Here is a 15,274-nt window from a genome sequence, read left to right as displayed (position 1 = left end):
CTTAACCTGAGTTTGCATCAAGTTTGGGTCAACTTGCAACCTATGGGCGATAACCCACCGATCCGAAATCAGAAAGAGAATGAGATCAAAGGCTTGAATAAGGCCTTAGCCAGCGACTAAAGCAGACAACATATGTTCCGCCGCAACCGACGGACTGAGCTGACCAGTGCTGACCTGCGAGCCCAGACGCTCCATTTCCGAGCGCGCTTGTGGAGTCGTCAGACGTGCCAGAAGGGCAGACCGAACCTCTTGTTCGAACCAATATTGTGCTTGCGTGGCGCGGTTGACCTCCCAGTGGCCATTTTCACGGCGCCATTTACTGAGGGACTGCATCTCCTCCCAGGCTTGAGCCAGCCCATGTTCCTCGACCGCTGAGACAGTCATCGCCTTGGGAAATCCTTCCGGGTCCTGGGGTCGTTTACGCAAAAGACGCAGCGCCCCGGAATAGTCGGCGCAGGTGCGAGTGGCGGCAGATTTCAAGTCACCATCCGCCTTGTTGACCAAGATCATGTCGGCCATTTCCATGATACCGCGCTTGACGCCCTGCAGTTCGTCACCGCCCGCCGGGGCAAGCAACAGCATAAACAGATCCGACAACTCGGAGACAACCGTCTCCGATTGCCCGACACCAACCGTTTCGATCAAAACAACATCGAACCCAGCGGCCTCACATAAAGCGATGGCCTCACGTGTGCGGCGGGCAACGCCGCCCAGGTGCGACTGGCTGGGTGATGGACGGATAAAGGCGTTTTTCTCGCGGCTCAGGCGTTCCATCCGGGTCTTGTCCCCCAGAATGGACCCGCCCGACCGAGTTGAGCTGGGATCTACTGCAAGAACTGCAACACGCAGCCCCTGCCCTGTCAGCATCATACCAAAGCTTTCGATGAACGTGGACTTGCCGACGCCGGGCGTTCCTGACAATCCGATCCGCAGGGCCTGGCGGCCCTCTTTGGTCAATCTGGTCAGCAGTTCCGTCGCCTGCGCACGATGATCGGCGCGACCGCTTTCCACCAGCGTGATACCACGGGCCAGCGCGCGCCGGTCTCCGTTCAAAATCCTGTCACTCAGGCTGTCCAGTTCCATTTCGCCCCCAATCAGTTGCGGCAGTTCTAGTTGCCGTCCCAATGAGGGGTTTGTCCAGACCAGAGCGCACAAGAATTTACCTCTGGGATATGCGCTCTCCGGGCATAAGAGACGGAACTGGACCTTGTCGTACCGTTGGCGGATAAAGCCCGCATGATACGCCTGCCCATCGACGACGCCATTCCTGACCTTCTTGCCGCCCTAAAGGCTTCGGGCCGCGCAGTGCTGCAGGCACCTCCGGGCGCGGGGAAAACAACACGAGTGCCGCTGGCGATATTCGAGGCGGGGCTATGCGATGGCAAGATCGTGATGCTGGAACCCCGCCGCTTGGCGGCCCGGGCTGCTGCTGAGCGCATGGCCGATACGCTGGGACAGCGCGTGGGCGACACAGTTGGTTATCGCGTGCGGGGCGAGGCGAAGGTATCGAAATCGACCCGGATCGAGGTCGTCACCGAAGGTATCCTGACCCGGATGCTGCAAGTCAAACCCGATCTGCCCGGCATTAGTGCGGTGATTTTCGATGAATTCCATGAACGGTCTCTGAACGCGGATCTCGGCCTGGCCTTGTGCCTTGAGGTCGCCGGGGCATTGCGGGACGATCTGATCCTGCTGGCAATGTCGGCAACGCTAGACGCTGAGCCTGTGGGACGGTTGATGGAGGCTCCCGTTGTTACGTCCCAAGGGCGCAGTTACCCGGTCGAAACACGTTGGCTGGACCGACCGCTAGGACAACAGGCGCGAAAGCTGGACGCATTGGTCGATCTTGTAGTTCAGGCCGAGCGCGAAACAGAAGGTGGGATGTTGGTGTTCCTGCCCGGAGAAGGCGAAATCCGCCGGGCAGAGGCCGCCTTGGCTGGCCGGCTATCCAGCAAAGCTACGGTGCGACCACTATTCGGCGCGATGCCTTTTGCTGCCCAGCGCCAAGCGATTGCACCGGTCGAAACCGGTCGCAAAGTGGTTTTGGCTACGTCCATTGCCGAAACCTCGTTGACCATTCCAGACATTCGCGTGGTCTTGGACATGGGACAGGCTCGGCGGGCGCGTTTCGATCCGGGTTCGGGTATGTCCAGACTAGTGACCGAGCGGGTGACGCGCGCCGAGGCAACGCAGCGCGCTGGCCGCGCTGGTCGTGTCGCCGAAGGCAAGTGCTATCGCTTATGGTCGAAGGGCGAAGAAGGCGCGCTGGCCGCCTATCCCCCGGCCGAGATCGAGGCAACCGACCTGACCGGGCTGGCGCTGGAACTGGCACTTTGGGGGGCGGACCCCGAAGAACTGTCTTTCCTGACCCCTCCACCCGAGGGCACGATGACAGAGGCACGCACGTTGCTGATGATGCTGGACGCGCTGGATGGGAAGGGACGGATCACCGACCACGGGCGGTCACTAGCGGCGCTACCTCTGCACCCGCGATTGGGACATATGCTGGAACAGGTCGGCCCCGCCGCCGCACCTTTGGCCGCTCTCATGGCCGAGCGCGATCCCTTACGGGGTGCTCCGGTGGATATGTTGCTTAGGCTCGAAGCCATGCGAGATATGCGCGCCTTTCAACGCAACCGTGTCTGGCAGGTCAACATTGGTGCGTTAGAACGGATAAAAACCGAGACCAAGCGGCTGCAAACCAAAGGCAACCTGTCCGACTTCAGCCCAGCGGCAACAGCCGCACTCGCCTATCCCGATCGCATTGGACAACGGCGCAAAGGGGATGAGCCGCGTTATGTGTTGTCAGGAGGGAAGGGTGTTGTGCTGGATGGCAGCGATACGCTGGCTGCCGCGCCTTATCTGGTTGTGACCGATACCGATGGCAACCCCCGCGAAGCAAAGGTGCGCATGGCCGCACAGATCTCGGAAAAGGAAATTCGTGACTTGTTCGAGGATCAGATCACCTGGATCGAGGTCTGCGACTGGTCAAAACGTGACCGCCGTGTCGTTGCGCGCAAACAAGAACGGCTAGGCGCAATCACGTTGAGTGATCGTGTTTGGAAAGAGGTTCCGGACGAAGCAGTTGCATTGGCGATGCTGGATGGCGTCCGTGATCTTGGCCTGCGACTGAACGGGGCCGCTGCGCGATTGGCGGCACGGGTGGAACTGGTCCGGACCGAAGGCGCAGAGCTGCCTGATTTCTCGATCGAGGGGTTGACCGACACGCTGCAAGACTGGCTGTTGCCGATGCTTTCCGGCGTCCACAATGCTGAAGACTGGAAACGGTTCGACCTGTTGCCAGCGTTGCGCGCCCGACTGGACTGGGCCCAGACGCAGGAACTGGACCGGCGCGTTCCAGGGTCGTTTGAAACTCCTCTCGGGCGAAAGGTGCCGATAGACTATGGCGGTGCAGTACCGGAAATCTCGGTGCGGCTGCAGGAACTGTTTGGCGTAACGCGCCATCCGGTCATTGGCGGTGAGGCCCTCAAGATCACGCTTCTTTCACCGGCCCAACGACCCATCCAGATCACGCGCGACCTGCCCGGTTTCTGGGCTGGGTCATACGCGGATGTGCGCAAAGATATGCGCGCGCAATATCCCAGACACCCTTGGCCCGAAGATCCGACCAAGGCCGACCCCACCCTGCGCGCAAAACGTCGAAATTAGGCGGGCGTCGGGAATTTTCGTCGAAAATTCTTGGCGTGAAGATGCGGAAAGCATGGCGATTCCGGGCGTTCATTGAAGATTATCTGTTTCATTGCTATGTGGGCTGCTCAGGTAAAACCCGGGTTCGCGAACGACAAACATGACAAAATGGCTGCGAAATATTTGGGAAGAGGTCGCCCGGCCTCTGTTCCTGCGCCCCCATCGGGTGCAGTTTGGCGCCTTGTGCACCCGCGAAACACAGGATGGGCTGCAGGTTCTTTTGATCACCAGCCGGGACACCGGACGCTGGATCATCCCCAAAGGTTGGCCGATTGATGGCCTGGATGGCGCCGAGGCTGCCCGGCAAGAGGCCTGGGAAGAAGCCGGCGTGCGCGCCCAATCCCTATCCAAAGACCCAGTTGGGCAATATACTTATGACAAGATCCTGAAAGACGGGGCCAGCCAGACTGTGGTGACCAATGTCTATCGGATCGAAGTGCAGGAACTGGCCGATATCTACCCCGAGGCCGAGGAAAGGACCCGCGAGTGGGTTTCGCCCGTGATAGCGGCCGAACGTGTTCAGGAACCCGAACTGCGCGCTTTGCTGCTGCAGCTGTGACACCTCCACAAAAAGTGATGACGCCACGGTTGCTCGTCTGAGCGAAACCGTATAGCCGCGGGTGTTCTTTTGGAAACCGCCCGCAATAGCCTGATGTCGAACCCAAGCTCCAAACTCCGTTGGCAATCGCTGGACAGCGATCTGGCGCGCATCTCGCGCGTTGAGTATGCCAATGCCCATGTGGCACGCCCCATGCTGGCGCCGGGTATCGCCTTCGCCTTTATTGCGCTGGCCGGGCTGACGGCCGCAGTGGTTTTTGGGCGGGCTGATGGCGGGTTGATCGTTGTCGCGGCAGCGGGTTTTGGGGCCTATATGGCCATCAATATCGGCGCAAATGACGTTGCCAATAACATGGGCCCCGCTGTCGGGGCCAACGCGCTGACCATGACCGGCGCAATCGTCATCGCCGCCATCGCAGAAAGCGCGGGGGCCTTGCTGGCAGGTGGGGATGTCGTGTCGACGATTTCGAAAGGGATTATAGACCCGGCATCGGTTCACGACAGCACCGTCTTTATCTGGGCGATGATGGCGGCTCTGATATCTTCAGCCATGTGGGTCAACTTGGCCACTTGGGTCGGCGCACCGGTGTCGACCACACACTCTGTCGTGGGGGGCGTCATGGGGGCGGGCATCGCAGCAGCTGGCCTAAGCGCGGTCAGTTGGACCACGATGAGCGCCATTGCCGCCAGTTGGATCATCTCTCCTGTGCTAGGTGGAACTATTGCCGCTGGCTTTCTGGCTTTGATCAATGCCAAAATTCAGTATCAGGACGACAAGATCGCCGCTGCCCGCCGTTGGGTGCCGATACTCGTTGCTGTCATGGCTGGTGCCTTTACCACCTATTTGGCCGTCAAAGGCCTGAACAAGCTGGTCAAAGTTGAGCTTGAAGTCGCTTTGCTGTTCGGTCTGGCCACCGGATTTCTGACATGGCTGGTGACAGTCCCTTGGGTGCATCGCAGATCAGAAGGACTAGAAAACAGAACGAAGTCTCTGAAAACGCTGTTTGGGCTACCACTTATTATTTCAGCAACATTTCTTAGCTTTGCCCACGGCGCCAACGACGTGGCAAATGCGGTTGGTCCGTTGGCGGCAATCGTGCATACGGCGCAGTTCGGGGATTTCGCTGCACAAGTCGCAATTCCAACCTGGGTGATGGTGATCGGAGCGCTGGGAATTTCCTTTGGGCTGTTCCTGTTTGGCCCAAAATTGATCAGGATGGTCGGCAGTCAGATCACCAAGCTCAACCCAATGCGTGCATTCTGTGTCGCCCTTTCTGCGGCGATCACTGTGATCCTGGCCAGTTGGCTGGGCCTGCCCGTCAGTTCCACCCATATCGCAGTGGGCGCGGTCTTCGGAGTGGGCTTCTATCGCGAATGGCATGCCGAGCGGCGCAGAAAGAACGCGAACCACCAACGACTGCCCGAGCGGCGCCAAGCACAGGAAGAGAAAAAACGCCGGAAACTCGTCCGTCGCTCGCATTTCATGACGATCGTGGCTGCCTGGATCATAACGGTCCCCGCTACCGCAGTGTTATCAGCCGCTATCTTCTGGACACTGACGGCTTTTCTCTAACCCATCAGCTTCGGATTTGCTCGGGAGTAAGCGGGGATTTTGGGTTCTGTGCAATCTTTTCGCGAACCTGCGCGCAGATTGGGGTCGCAATGCCTTGCTGCTCGCCCAAACGGATGATCTCGCCTTGCAGACTGTCGATTTCCGTTGGGCGCCCTGCCATCAGGTCATAGGCCATAGAGGTGCGCGCCGAGGGGTCAATGCTCAGCATCCGGGAGGCAACCCGCAAAAACAAGGGCGTCGGCAGGCGCAGGATATACGGTGTCATCCATGCGGGCAGCGGCGTCATTGACACAATCGGTTGACCGGCGGAGTGTAGCACGGTCAGAGCCTCGGACATCTGATCTGCCATCAGTTGGCGCCAGTTGCGGTCCAGCAACTGCTGTTTCAACGTCAACCCGGACAGCGCATTCAGCGCGTTATTGAGATTGATCACCAGCTTGCCCCATTGGACGGCTTCGATCTGGTCACTCTCTGACACCGGTAGGTCGGGGCCAGTCAGCTTTGCTCCCAAATCGCCGAGGCCGGATTGGATAACGATTTCACCAGAAGTCGCGCGATGAAATCCGCCGGTATCTGTCGGTACGACGTTGAACGGCACCATACCGGCGCGGACATCGTGGTGCGGAAGCATCGTACGTAAGGTGCCTGCGTTTTCCAGTCCATTTTGCCAGGAGAGGATCACAGCGTCTGGAGCGTGTTTCCCGATATCCTTCGCCATCTCTTCCGTCGCGCCGGTCTTTACCGTGACAATGACTATTTCAGCATCACTCAGTTCCGCCGGATCTTCGGTCAGGGACAGGTTGGTCACATGACACCGCAGGCCTGAAAAATCTGTGACCATCAGCCCCTTATCCCGGATCGGGTCGAGGATTCGTGCCCGCCCCAACAGGGTGACATCGTGACCGGATCGGGCCAGCAAAGCCCCGCAGTAACATCCAATGCTGCCCGCCCCCGCGATTGCGATCCTCATGACGCCCCTCCCCTTCGGCCAAAGATTGCCGCGATCCGCCTGTCAGACAAGGCCAACTGACGCCAGGTCAGCGCGCGCGCCTCGGACGGGTGCGTTCAAGGTCTTCTGAAATCGGGATGAAGTCTTGATCGTCCCCCGGAGGCAGTTGAAAAGCCCCTTTGGCCCAGTCCGCCGTTTTCCATTCGCGGGTGGCTGCTTCTATCTTTTCCTTTGAGGACGACACGAAGTTCCACCAGATATAACGATCCTCGTTCAACGTCGCACCTCCAAGCAACATTAGCCGCGCACCCTGCGGCCCTGCCTGAACGGAAAGGCGATCCCTTGGCCGAAACACCATCATACGACCTTGGGTGAACTGATCGCCGGCAATCTCAACCGTTCCTTCCGTCACATAAACACCGCGGTCCTCCTGATCATCAGGCAAAGGAAAAGAGGCCCCGGGGGCAAGCTGCACGTCCAGATAGAAGGTTTCAGACAGTGTCGTGACCGGGCTGCTTTCACCATAAGCCGAGCCAAGGATGAGACGAGCGCTGACCCCAGCATCCTGAATATGGGGCAGCGCAGATTGTTTGTGATGTTCGAAGTCCGGTGCAATATCTTCCTGGTCCTCTGGCAGCGCGATCCAGGTCTGAATGCCAAAAAGACTGTGTCTTTTGCTGCGCGTTTCCTTGCTGGTGCGTTCAGAATGGGTCACGCCACGTCCTGCAATCATCCAGTTGACCTCACCGGGATAGATCATCTGATGGGTACCCAAGCTGTCACGATGCTCAAATTCCCCTTTATACAGGTAGGTGACCGTGCCCAACCCGATATGAGGGTGTGGCCGAACGTCTATACCGCCTTCTGTGATGAATTCTGCAGGGCCGACCTGGTCAAAGAAAATGAACGGGCCAACAAGCTGTCGTTTGACCGAGGGTAGCGCACGGCGCACCTCGAACCCACCCAGATCACGTGCGCGAGGAATGATCAGTGCCTCTAAAGACGGGTTCTCAGTCAAACGATCGGGGTTGTGAGACGGGTTCCAGCTCATTCCAGTTTCTCCCTTTTTCGGCAGGTAACGGTTCGCCCCTGCAAGATGCAGGCCGCTGCACCTGAAAGAAACCTCAATAATTGCACAACTCCGGTGGATTTTTGTCCGTTATGACATATCATTAATGTTATTACATAACAATTCTAACAGAAATTCCACCTGAGAAAAGAACCATCCAAACAGCTCGCTACCCGATCACCTGTTTGACAGGGAATGCAGGGCATTTTTGCTGCCCTGCAAAGGAATGTTGCTTACGACTAAAGAAGGTGTCAGTCGCCGTGCTTCAGATAAACAAATTGCCAAACACAATCACGCCAGGCGTTTGGCATAAGACGCACGGTTCAGTTCGACCTCTTGCACCGTGATGCTGCCAACCTCGGGCATGGCAACAGTCAGAACATCCAAAACGGTAGCGTTCAGTTCAGCTCGCGTGGCCTCATCCCGGCCCTGCATCAATAAAAGCGTCGCATGGACAAAGGTCTGCGGTTCGGTCCCGATCCGAAAATAGGTGACCGGATTGGCACGGATCTTAAGGGCCGGTGCATCAAACTCAGCATGTTCAGAAAGCACCGCAAACAACTTCTCGCAGACCGCATGGAAATCATGTTTCTCTTCAAGGCCCTGAGAGAATTCGAGGACTATATGGGGCATTGTGCACTCCGGAAATCATGAGAGAGCACGCGGCTCTCTCTTGCCATTTTCATGTGTTCAGACACCCAGGCACCAACGCATAACGGCCTTCTGGGCGTGCAGTCGGTTTTCGGCCTCGTCAAAAATGACCGAGTTCGGCCCATCCATGACATCGGATGTCGCTTCTTCTTCGCGGTGCGCAGGAAGGCAATGCATGAACAGCGCATCGGGTTTGGCATGGGCCATCAATTCGGCGTTTACCTGATAAGGACGCAGCAGGTTGTGGCGCCGTTCTTTCGCGGATTGAGAGTCGTGCATCGAAACCCAGGTATCGGCGACAACCAGATCGGCCCCATCTACAGCCTTGTAGGGGTCCCGTTCCACAACAATCTTGGACCCTTTTTGACGGGCAAAACCCATGAAATCCTCTTCGGGGTCGAATTGCGCCGGGCCCGTAAAAGTCAGATCAAACCCGAACTGGCCCGCCGCGTGAAGGAACGAGGCACACACATTGTTACCATCGCCAGTCCAAACGACTTTCTTCCCGGCGATCGGGCCACGGTGCTCTTCGAACGTCAGAACATCGGCCATGATTTGACAAGGATGGGTGCGATCGGTCAGGCCGTTGATCACCGGCACGTCCGAGTATTCCGCCATTTCGGTTAGGATGGTTTCGTCAAATGTCCGGATCATGATCATATCGACATAGCGCGACAGCACGCGGGCGGTGTCTGCGATGGTTTCGCCGTGGCCCAACTGCATGTCCTTGCCCGAAAGGACCATCGTCTGACCACCCATCTGGCGCACGCCCACATCAAAAGACACGCGCGTCCGGGTTGACGGTTTTTCAAAGATCAGGGCGACCATGCGGTCTTTGAGTGCCAATTCGTCATCCGGTGCCGCCTTTGGCTGCCCCAGACGCGCCTGCTTCATGGCAGCAGCCTGGTCGATCATGCCCCGCAAAGCGGCGGCATTGGTTTTGTGAATGTCGAGGAAGTGCTTCATGTCGTTTCGCTTTTCTAATCGGGTGGGCTCAGGCAGACGCCAGATTGCTTTCGACCTGCGCGGCCGTTTTCTCCAGACGAATAACCGCCTGTGCAATGTCGTCCTCTGTCAGGGTCAAAGGCGGCAATAGGCGGATCACATTGTCAGCGGCGGGAACGGTGATGAGGCCGTTATCATATCCCGCATTCACCACGTCCAAGTTGGTCGCCTTGCATTTCAGACCCAGCATGAGCCCTGCGCCGCGCACCTCTTCGAACACCTCCGGATGATTTGCAATCAATCCTTCGAGCTTCTGGCGCAACATGCCCGCCTTGCGATTGACCCCGTCCAGAAAGGCGTGGGTTGCAACCTGGTCGATCACCGCGCAGCCCACCGCGCAACCGAGAGGGTTGCCGCCATAGGTCGACCCGTGCGTACCTGCCGTCATGCCGCTGGCCGCGTCTTCGGTGGCCAGCACCGCACCCAGAGGGAACCCTCCACCGATGCCCTTGGCGACCATCATGATGTCAGGCGTGATGCCCGCCCATTCATGGGCAAAAAGTTTACCGGTACGCCCAACGCCGCATTGGACCTCGTCGAGGATCAGCAACAGGCCATTGTCGTCGCAGATCTGACGCAGCGCTTTGAGCTCGGCATCGGGGACGGGGCGAATACCGCCCTCGCCCTGAATGGGTTCGATCAAGATCGCCGCGGTCTTGTCCGAGATCGCATTGGTGACTCCGTCAAGATCACCAAATGTCAGGTGTACAAAGCCGGGCAGCAGCGGGCCAAAGCCTTTGGTCATCTTCTCGGACCCCGCAGCGGCAATGCCTGCCGAGGACCGACCGTGAAACGAACCGTCAAAGGTAATGATGTCGACCCGATCGGGCTGATCTTTATCGTAGAAATATTTGCGTGCCATTTTCACAGCCAGCTCGCAGGCTTCCGTGCCTGAATTGGTAAAGAACACCGTGTCGGCAAAGGTATGTTCAACCAGCTTATCAGCCAGCGCCTGCTGCTGAGGGATGTTATAAAGGTTCGACACATGCCACAGCGCGTGGGCCTGTTCCGTCAGCGCGTTCACCAGCGCAGGATGCGCATGGCCCAGTGCATTCACAGCAATCCCCGCGCCCATATCCAGAAAACGTCGGCCATCCGCCTCGGTCAGCCAAGCGCCTTCGCCCTTCACAAAGGTCAGGGGCGCACGATTATAGGTCGGCAGAACGGACGGGATCATCGGATCATCCTTTTCGATATGTTGAGCCCCGTGAGTGATACACGAGAGCCATGTTCGTCAACTGATTTGGTGGGAGATGCGCCGATTTGGACGGCGCAAAAGGATCAAACGGGCCGGTTACGCGGAAAAGCGTCGGCGTCGAAGTCGCAGGATATCAGCGTGTTTGATCATGGGTGCCGTATAGCGGCGATGCTTTGTGATGAAAAGCGTTTTGTTTCTTTGGTCAGAAGGGCTGGTTTTCAGGCGTCGCTCCACCGGTCCAGCTTGCCCATGCCGCGCGTAAAAGCCCAGGCCAGAATACGGGGCATGCCCTTGTTCACCAGCGCATCCAGACAATGGGACTGAAATTCCTCGAACGAGGCATCGGGATGTCGAAACGCACCGTCCGCATAACAGAGTGAACAATACCGCGTGCTGCGGGTTCCGTCCGCTTCGCTGCCGCCCCCTTCGGTATCCTTGCTAAGAGGCATGCCGCAGCTTTGACATTTGAATCCCATCATCTTTCCCCTTGCAGGCTTTGACCACGAGCCATAAGATCAAAACCATAGAGTATAGTCAATGGTTTTACATATGCGTATCGGAGAACTGTCCCGCCGAAGCGGGCTGCCCCGCGACACATTGCGGTTTTACGAGCGGCACGGATTGATTGCCTCGCGCCCCGGGCCAGAAGCGACAAACAGCTATCGCGACTATCCGGATGACACGCTGATCACGCTGGAACAGATCGGCGATGCACAGGCGGCGGGGATCAGTATCGCGCAACTTGCAACCCTGCTGGGGCAACTTGGTGCGGCTGATCCCGAAACCTTTGACGGCATAGCATTTCTTCAGGAACGGATCGAAGAGGTTGAGGCGCGGATCGAACGCGCAAATCGTTTTCTGGACAGCTTGCGACAGGCCAAACAGGCTCTTGCAACACCGTCGGGACAGCCCTGACCGTTTTACCTCTTGCCTTTCGTCCACCCGTACATCACCGCTTACGCATGTTCGTTCCCAAAGCGCATAACCCGCCCCTTGCGGCACTGTTGATTTTTGTCGCCAGTGCATTCCTTGCGGCAACCACCCTGCTGGCCAAAGCTTTGGGGACAGATACGCTAGGTGCTCCTTTGCATCCAATGCAGATCAGCCACGGGCGGTTTCTATTCGCCTTCCTGGTCATCGTTTCGGCAGTGGGCATCATGCGCCCTACCCTGCGGCGGCCCCATTGGGGGCTGCATATCGGTAGGACAAGCTTTGGCTGGCTGGGAATCACGCTGATGTTTGCATCGGTCGCGTTCATACCGATGGCGGATGCGACGGCGATTTCGTTCTTGAACCCGGTCTTTGCGATGGTTCTGGCCATTCCCTTGCTGAAAGAAGGCGTCGGTCCCTGGCGCTGGCTGGCGGCGGCGGTGGCCCTGATCGGGGCAATGGTTCTGCTGCGCCCGACACCTGCGAGCTTCCAACCTGCGGCGTTACTGGCGCTGGCGGCGGCTGTCGTCATCGGGATGGAGCTGATCTTTATCAAAAAGCTGTCAGGGCGAGAGAGCCCGATCCAAATTCTATTGGTGAACAACGCGATGGGCCTGACCATCGCATCAGTCGCGGTGAGTTTCGTGTTTCAGATGCCCAACCCGGCGCAATGGGCGGCCCTTGCGGGGATCGGCGCATTGATGGCTTGCGCACAGGCCTGTTTCGTTAACGGCATGGCGCGGGCAGATGCGTCTTTCGTAGCGCCGATAAGCTATGCGACACTGCTGTTCGCTGCGCTATATGATTTTGCGATATTCGATGTGGTCCCCGACGCGGTCAGCCTGATTGGATCTGCCATCATCTTGGCCGGAGGGCTGATTCTTGTGTGGCGCGAGGCGCGGCACCGTCAGGCCTTGAGCCGATAGCCCGTTCGCAGCATCTGCCAGGTCAGTGCACCGACCACCAGTGTTGCAGCCGTGCAGATCAACATCCCAAGGTAGGGCGAGCTGTCCGAAACCCCAATCATACCATAGCGCAGCCCGTCGATCAGATAGAAAACCGGGTTGGCGTGGCTTAGCCGGTACAAAACCGGCGGCAATGCCTCGACCGAGTAAAAGGTTCCAGAAAGAAACGCCAAAGGCGTGACGATGAAGTTGGTAATCGCAGCCATCTGGTCGAACTTATTGGCGAATATCCCGGCAAAAAGGCCCAGCGCGCCCATAAAGGCCCCTCCCAGCACTACAAAGATCATGGCGATCAGTGGGTTCTGCGGGACAATACCCAGCACCAGCGCCAGCGCGGTTGCTACGACAACAGCGATCAGAAAGCCACGGGCAATGCCGCCCGCAAGGTATCCCAGCAGAATCTCTAACGGCGAAAGCGGCGGCATAAGGGTATCGACGATGTTGCCCTGTACTTTCGAGATCACCATCGAGGACGAAGTATTGGCAAACGCATTCTGGATCACCGTCATCATCATGATGCCCGGCGCCAGAAAGGTCAAAAATGGCACGCCCATCACATCAGACCGGCTGGGCCCGATAGCGATGTTGAAGATCAGCAGAAACAGCCCCGCAGTCACCAGCGGTGCCAAAAGTGTCTGCGTCCACACCGCCATAAACCGCAAAGTTTCCCGCCGGGCCAGCGTATAGAGACCCATCCAGTTCACCGCACCAAAGCGGCGTGCCTCCTGATCCATGAGATTCTGCATGATCTGCCCTCTACCTGATTCGAAGACCGCTTGTAACTCGGACCGCAGTGTTTAAAATAGGGGGCTGAGACGAATTCCCAAGGCGGCCCGAATCCGGGGCCGCTTTCCGCTTTTGAAAGGCAAATGATGTCCTGGACTGACGAGCGTGTAGAGCTGCTTAAAAAGATGTGGGGCGAGGGCCAGTCGGCCAGCCAGATCGCCAAGGAACTGGGCGGTGTGACCCGCAATGCGGTTATCGGCAAAGTCCACCGGCTGGGCCTGTCGAATCGCGCAACCGGCGCGACCCCCGCCAAGGCTGAGCCAAAGGAAAAACCAGCGCCCGCGCCCAAGGCCGAGGCCAAGCCCAAACCCACGCCCAAGACGGAACCGGCACGTCCAGCCGCAGCCCCTGCAGCCGAGACCAAGCCCGCTGTTCCGGCCCGCCGTCAGATCATCCCGGCCGGTCAACCGCTGCCGCCGCAACCTTCAGCGAACGAGATCAGCCCCGAGGCGCTGGCCAAGGTCAACGAGGTTGAGAAGAAAGCCAAAAAGCTGACGCTGATGGAACTGACCGAGAAGACCTGCAAATGGCCCGTCGGCGACCCCGCGACCGAGGATTTCTGGTTTTGCGGTCTGCCCGTTGAGGCAGGCAAACCTTATTGCGAAGCGCATGTGGGTGTGGCGTTCCAGCCTATGAGCTCACGTCGCGACCGGCGGCGGTAAGGCTTTGACGACGGCAGGCACCTAGCAACAGAACGCGGTGCCCGCAGCAGGCCGGAATGTAGGCAATACACCTGTTTTGGCTCTGCGTCATCTAAGAGCGATCACACTGGAATCGAAGAAGAGTCGTAATCTGCCAAAAGCGGCCGCCGGTTCCGTGCATGCCGAGCGATCAATCGCTTTTGCCGCCCCCCCTCTGGGATTTTGTAGTTGGTCTTTTGCATCGGGGTTTCGACAAGATCGGGGAACAGCGTAAAAAGCTCTTCCATGGCTGCTGCCGGTAGAGATTTCAGTGCTTCATCGCCAAGCAAAAGGCTCTCGGTCGGGGCGCCATCTGCATAAATTACCTCATGTTCAGAAAACACCAGGTGGAAATAAGTAACTTCTGTAATTCTGTCGTCGACGTATATCCCCGGAAGCTCGACCAACTTTATAGCTGAGACCAGAACCTCGGGGCGCTCAAACATGCGCTTAACGATCGCCGAGGATATCAGCATCCGGTGCTGACGGGACACGAGCAGGTCGCGTCTGGGCAGGCCCTGCCCTAGCGCGCCAGCGCAAATGCGTACTGGGTAAAGCTTTGGATTGCGGCGCAAATCCCGCGCGCTGACATGTCGCCGAATGATTTGTGACAAAGGCTGCGTGCAACCATGATCCGTCAAGACACGATCACCTTGCTTCAAACTCTCGATCAGGACAGGGCCCTGATCGGTCGCAATCAACGTTCCTGCCGTAAGGCACGGTATGGTGCCCGGTGTCGGAGTGGTGTTCACCGTATAGGTTCCACCATTGTCGGTGGAAATAAGTGAATCTCCCGCCCCGGCCTCGCCGATAACCGTCGAGCTCATCCCATTGGCGGGGCCAGCTGTCGCCGTTATCGGGCCGGGGCTGGGGGGATCGCTGAAAGAGCTGAACTGATAAACCGTTGACCCGTCGGATAAAGAGATACCATTGGTTTTACCGAGCCCGGTAAAGGTGGCGGAACTGGCTGAGTCAATTACATAGACGTCCCGGCCTGCGACTGTCGTCGGGGTGATCCCATCAAGCGTGTTAGTGCTGCGGATAGATCCGTCAGAGTTGTAGATCGTAACAACAAGCCCAGAAACATCCGCACCCGCGTCAACAGCGACCTCGATAAAGTCCTGTGGTGGACCTCCTAGGTACTTGAGTTCGGAAAAATATGGGTCTGCCATATGTCAATTCGCCTTTGTGTTCGGCGTGAG

At 58.0% G+C, this 15,274-nt stretch carries 15 protein-coding genes; 6 read left to right on the top strand and 9 right to left on the bottom strand.

All coding sequences use genetic code 11. From position 1 onward, the window contains the following. Window positions 1-105: 105 nt before the first annotated feature. Complete coding sequence (meaB, locus tag AC2FJ5_RS16540; protein WP_496794086.1) at window positions 106-1,083, bottom strand: methylmalonyl Co-A mutase-associated GTPase MeaB; 978 nt, start codon at window positions 1,081-1,083, stop codon at window positions 106-108. A gap of 153 nt (window positions 1,084-1,236) precedes the next feature. On the opposite strand from meaB, the gene hrpB reads away from it, so the two are divergent. From hrpB to AC2FJ5_RS16525, 3 genes are all read left to right on the top strand, one after another. Further along, window positions 1,237-3,669 (top strand): ATP-dependent helicase HrpB, encoded by a 2,433-nt coding sequence (hrpB, locus tag AC2FJ5_RS16535; protein WP_496794067.1) that lies wholly within the window; start codon window positions 1,237-1,239, stop codon window positions 3,667-3,669. A gap of 139 nt (window positions 3,670-3,808) precedes the next feature. Continuing rightward, entirely contained in the window at window positions 3,809-4,267 is a 459-nt protein-coding gene (locus AC2FJ5_RS16530) for an NUDIX hydrolase (protein ID WP_496790120.1), read from the top strand. Between the two features lie 93 nt (window positions 4,268-4,360). After that, window positions 4,361-5,839: an inorganic phosphate transporter gene (locus AC2FJ5_RS16525; RefSeq protein ID WP_496790122.1), complete on the top strand. Its 1,479-nt coding sequence runs from the start codon at window positions 4,361-4,363 to the stop codon at window positions 5,837-5,839. A gap of 4 nt (window positions 5,840-5,843) precedes the next feature. Here AC2FJ5_RS16525 and AC2FJ5_RS16520 read toward each other — a convergent pair whose 3' ends face one another. The 6 genes from AC2FJ5_RS16520 to AC2FJ5_RS16495 all read right to left on the bottom strand — a co-directional run bounded on the left by AC2FJ5_RS16520 (window position 5,844) and on the right by AC2FJ5_RS16495 (window position 11,187). Beyond that, window positions 5,844-6,809 (bottom strand): 2-dehydropantoate 2-reductase, encoded by a 966-nt coding sequence (locus AC2FJ5_RS16520; protein ID WP_496794066.1) that lies wholly within the window; start codon window positions 6,807-6,809, stop codon window positions 5,844-5,846. Window positions 6,810-6,876: 67 nt separating this feature from the next. Next, entirely contained in the window at window positions 6,877-7,839 is a 963-nt protein-coding gene (locus tag AC2FJ5_RS16515) for a pirin family protein (protein ID WP_282027759.1), read from the bottom strand. Between the two features lie 309 nt (window positions 7,840-8,148). Further along, a complete protein-coding gene (locus AC2FJ5_RS16510; RefSeq protein ID WP_496692861.1) occupies window positions 8,149-8,490 on the bottom strand; it encodes a 5-carboxymethyl-2-hydroxymuconate Delta-isomerase in 342 nt (113 codons plus the stop codon). Between the two features lie 57 nt (window positions 8,491-8,547). Continuing rightward, the gene (argF, locus tag AC2FJ5_RS16505; protein ID WP_271950442.1) at window positions 8,548-9,474 is read right to left on the bottom strand and encodes an ornithine carbamoyltransferase; all 927 of its coding nucleotides are present in this window, start codon (window positions 9,472-9,474) and stop codon (window positions 8,548-8,550) included. 28 nt (window positions 9,475-9,502) lie between these two features. Then, window positions 9,503-10,690 (bottom strand): aspartate aminotransferase family protein, encoded by a 1,188-nt coding sequence (locus tag AC2FJ5_RS16500; protein ID WP_496794065.1) that lies wholly within the window; start codon window positions 10,688-10,690, stop codon window positions 9,503-9,505. Between the two features lie 239 nt (window positions 10,691-10,929). Beyond that, the gene (locus AC2FJ5_RS16495) at window positions 10,930-11,187 is read right to left on the bottom strand and encodes a zinc ribbon domain-containing protein (protein ID WP_496692863.1); all 258 of its coding nucleotides are present in this window, start codon (window positions 11,185-11,187) and stop codon (window positions 10,930-10,932) included. A 61-nt stretch (window positions 11,188-11,248) separates the two neighbouring features. Between AC2FJ5_RS16495 and AC2FJ5_RS16490 the strand changes: the two genes are divergently transcribed. Both AC2FJ5_RS16490 and AC2FJ5_RS16485 read left to right on the top strand, forming a co-directional pair. Then, on the top strand, window positions 11,249-11,626 hold the full coding sequence (locus AC2FJ5_RS16490) for a MerR family transcriptional regulator (RefSeq protein WP_496729130.1): 378 nt from the start codon (window positions 11,249-11,251) through the stop codon (window positions 11,624-11,626). A 47-nt stretch (window positions 11,627-11,673) separates the two neighbouring features. Beyond that, window positions 11,674-12,567, top strand: a complete 894-nt coding sequence (locus AC2FJ5_RS16485; RefSeq protein ID WP_281973253.1) for a DMT family transporter — start codon at window positions 11,674-11,676, stop codon at window positions 12,565-12,567. Here AC2FJ5_RS16485 and AC2FJ5_RS16480 read toward each other — a convergent pair. Continuing rightward, on the bottom strand, window positions 12,549-13,352 hold the full coding sequence (locus tag AC2FJ5_RS16480) for an ABC transporter permease (RefSeq protein WP_142638062.1): 804 nt from the start codon (window positions 13,350-13,352) through the stop codon (window positions 12,549-12,551). The two genes, AC2FJ5_RS16485 and AC2FJ5_RS16480, sit on opposite strands and share 19 nt — an antisense overlap. A 126-nt stretch (window positions 13,353-13,478) precedes the next feature. Here AC2FJ5_RS16480 and AC2FJ5_RS16475 point away from each other — a divergent pair, with 126 nt between their 5' ends. Beyond that, on the top strand, window positions 13,479-14,054 hold the full coding sequence (locus AC2FJ5_RS16475) for a GcrA family cell cycle regulator (RefSeq protein WP_281995779.1): 576 nt from the start codon (window positions 13,479-13,481) through the stop codon (window positions 14,052-14,054). 101 nt (window positions 14,055-14,155) lie between these two features. On the opposite strand, the gene AC2FJ5_RS16470 is transcribed toward AC2FJ5_RS16475, so the two are convergent. Beyond that, on the bottom strand, window positions 14,156-15,244 hold the full coding sequence (locus AC2FJ5_RS16470; protein ID WP_281973255.1) for a Hint domain-containing protein: 1,089 nt from the start codon (window positions 15,242-15,244) through the stop codon (window positions 14,156-14,158). Window positions 15,245-15,274: the final 30 nt, after the last annotated feature.

It is taken from the genome of Ruegeria sp. CDSA221 (genome assembly GCF_059611825.1).
This window is presented reverse-complemented; position numbering and strand designations above follow the sequence as displayed.

What these genes read in the sequence shown, in the direction of transcription:
- meaB (WP_496794086.1), bottom strand. Translation starts at nt 1,083, where the DNA reads ATGGAACTGGACAGCCTGAGTGACAGGATTTTGAACGGAGACCGGCGC.
- hrpB (WP_496794067.1), top strand. Translation starts at nt 1,237, where the DNA reads ATGATACGCCTGCCCATCGACGACGCCATTCCTGACCTTCTTGCCGCC.
- AC2FJ5_RS16530 (WP_496790120.1), top strand. Translation starts at nt 3,809, where the DNA reads ATGACAAAATGGCTGCGAAATATTTGGGAAGAGGTCGCCCGGCCTCTG.
- AC2FJ5_RS16525 (WP_496790122.1), top strand. Translation starts at nt 4,361, where the DNA reads ATGTCGAACCCAAGCTCCAAACTCCGTTGGCAATCGCTGGACAGCGAT.
- AC2FJ5_RS16520 (WP_496794066.1), bottom strand. Translation starts at nt 6,809, where the DNA reads ATGAGGATCGCAATCGCGGGGGCGGGCAGCATTGGATGTTACTGCGGG.
- AC2FJ5_RS16515 (WP_282027759.1), bottom strand. Translation starts at nt 7,839, where the DNA reads ATGAGCTGGAACCCGTCTCACAACCCCGATCGTTTGACTGAGAACCCG.
- AC2FJ5_RS16510 (WP_496692861.1), bottom strand. Translation starts at nt 8,490, where the DNA reads ATGCCCCATATAGTCCTCGAATTCTCTCAGGGCCTTGAAGAGAAACAT.
- argF (WP_271950442.1), bottom strand. Translation starts at nt 9,474, where the DNA reads ATGAAGCACTTCCTCGACATTCACAAAACCAATGCCGCCGCTTTGCGG.
- AC2FJ5_RS16500 (WP_496794065.1), bottom strand. Translation starts at nt 10,690, where the DNA reads ATGATCCCGTCCGTTCTGCCGACCTATAATCGTGCGCCCCTGACCTTT.
- AC2FJ5_RS16495 (WP_496692863.1), bottom strand. Translation starts at nt 11,187, where the DNA reads ATGGGATTCAAATGTCAAAGCTGCGGCATGCCTCTTAGCAAGGATACC.
- AC2FJ5_RS16490 (WP_496729130.1), top strand. Translation starts at nt 11,249, where the DNA reads ATGGTTTTACATATGCGTATCGGAGAACTGTCCCGCCGAAGCGGGCTG.
- AC2FJ5_RS16485 (WP_281973253.1), top strand. Translation starts at nt 11,674, where the DNA reads ATGTTCGTTCCCAAAGCGCATAACCCGCCCCTTGCGGCACTGTTGATT.
- AC2FJ5_RS16480 (WP_142638062.1), bottom strand. Translation starts at nt 13,352, where the DNA reads ATGCAGAATCTCATGGATCAGGAGGCACGCCGCTTTGGTGCGGTGAAC.
- AC2FJ5_RS16475 (WP_281995779.1), top strand. Translation starts at nt 13,479, where the DNA reads ATGTCCTGGACTGACGAGCGTGTAGAGCTGCTTAAAAAGATGTGGGGC.
- AC2FJ5_RS16470 (WP_281973255.1), bottom strand. Translation starts at nt 15,244, where the DNA reads ATGGCAGACCCATATTTTTCCGAACTCAAGTACCTAGGAGGTCCACCA.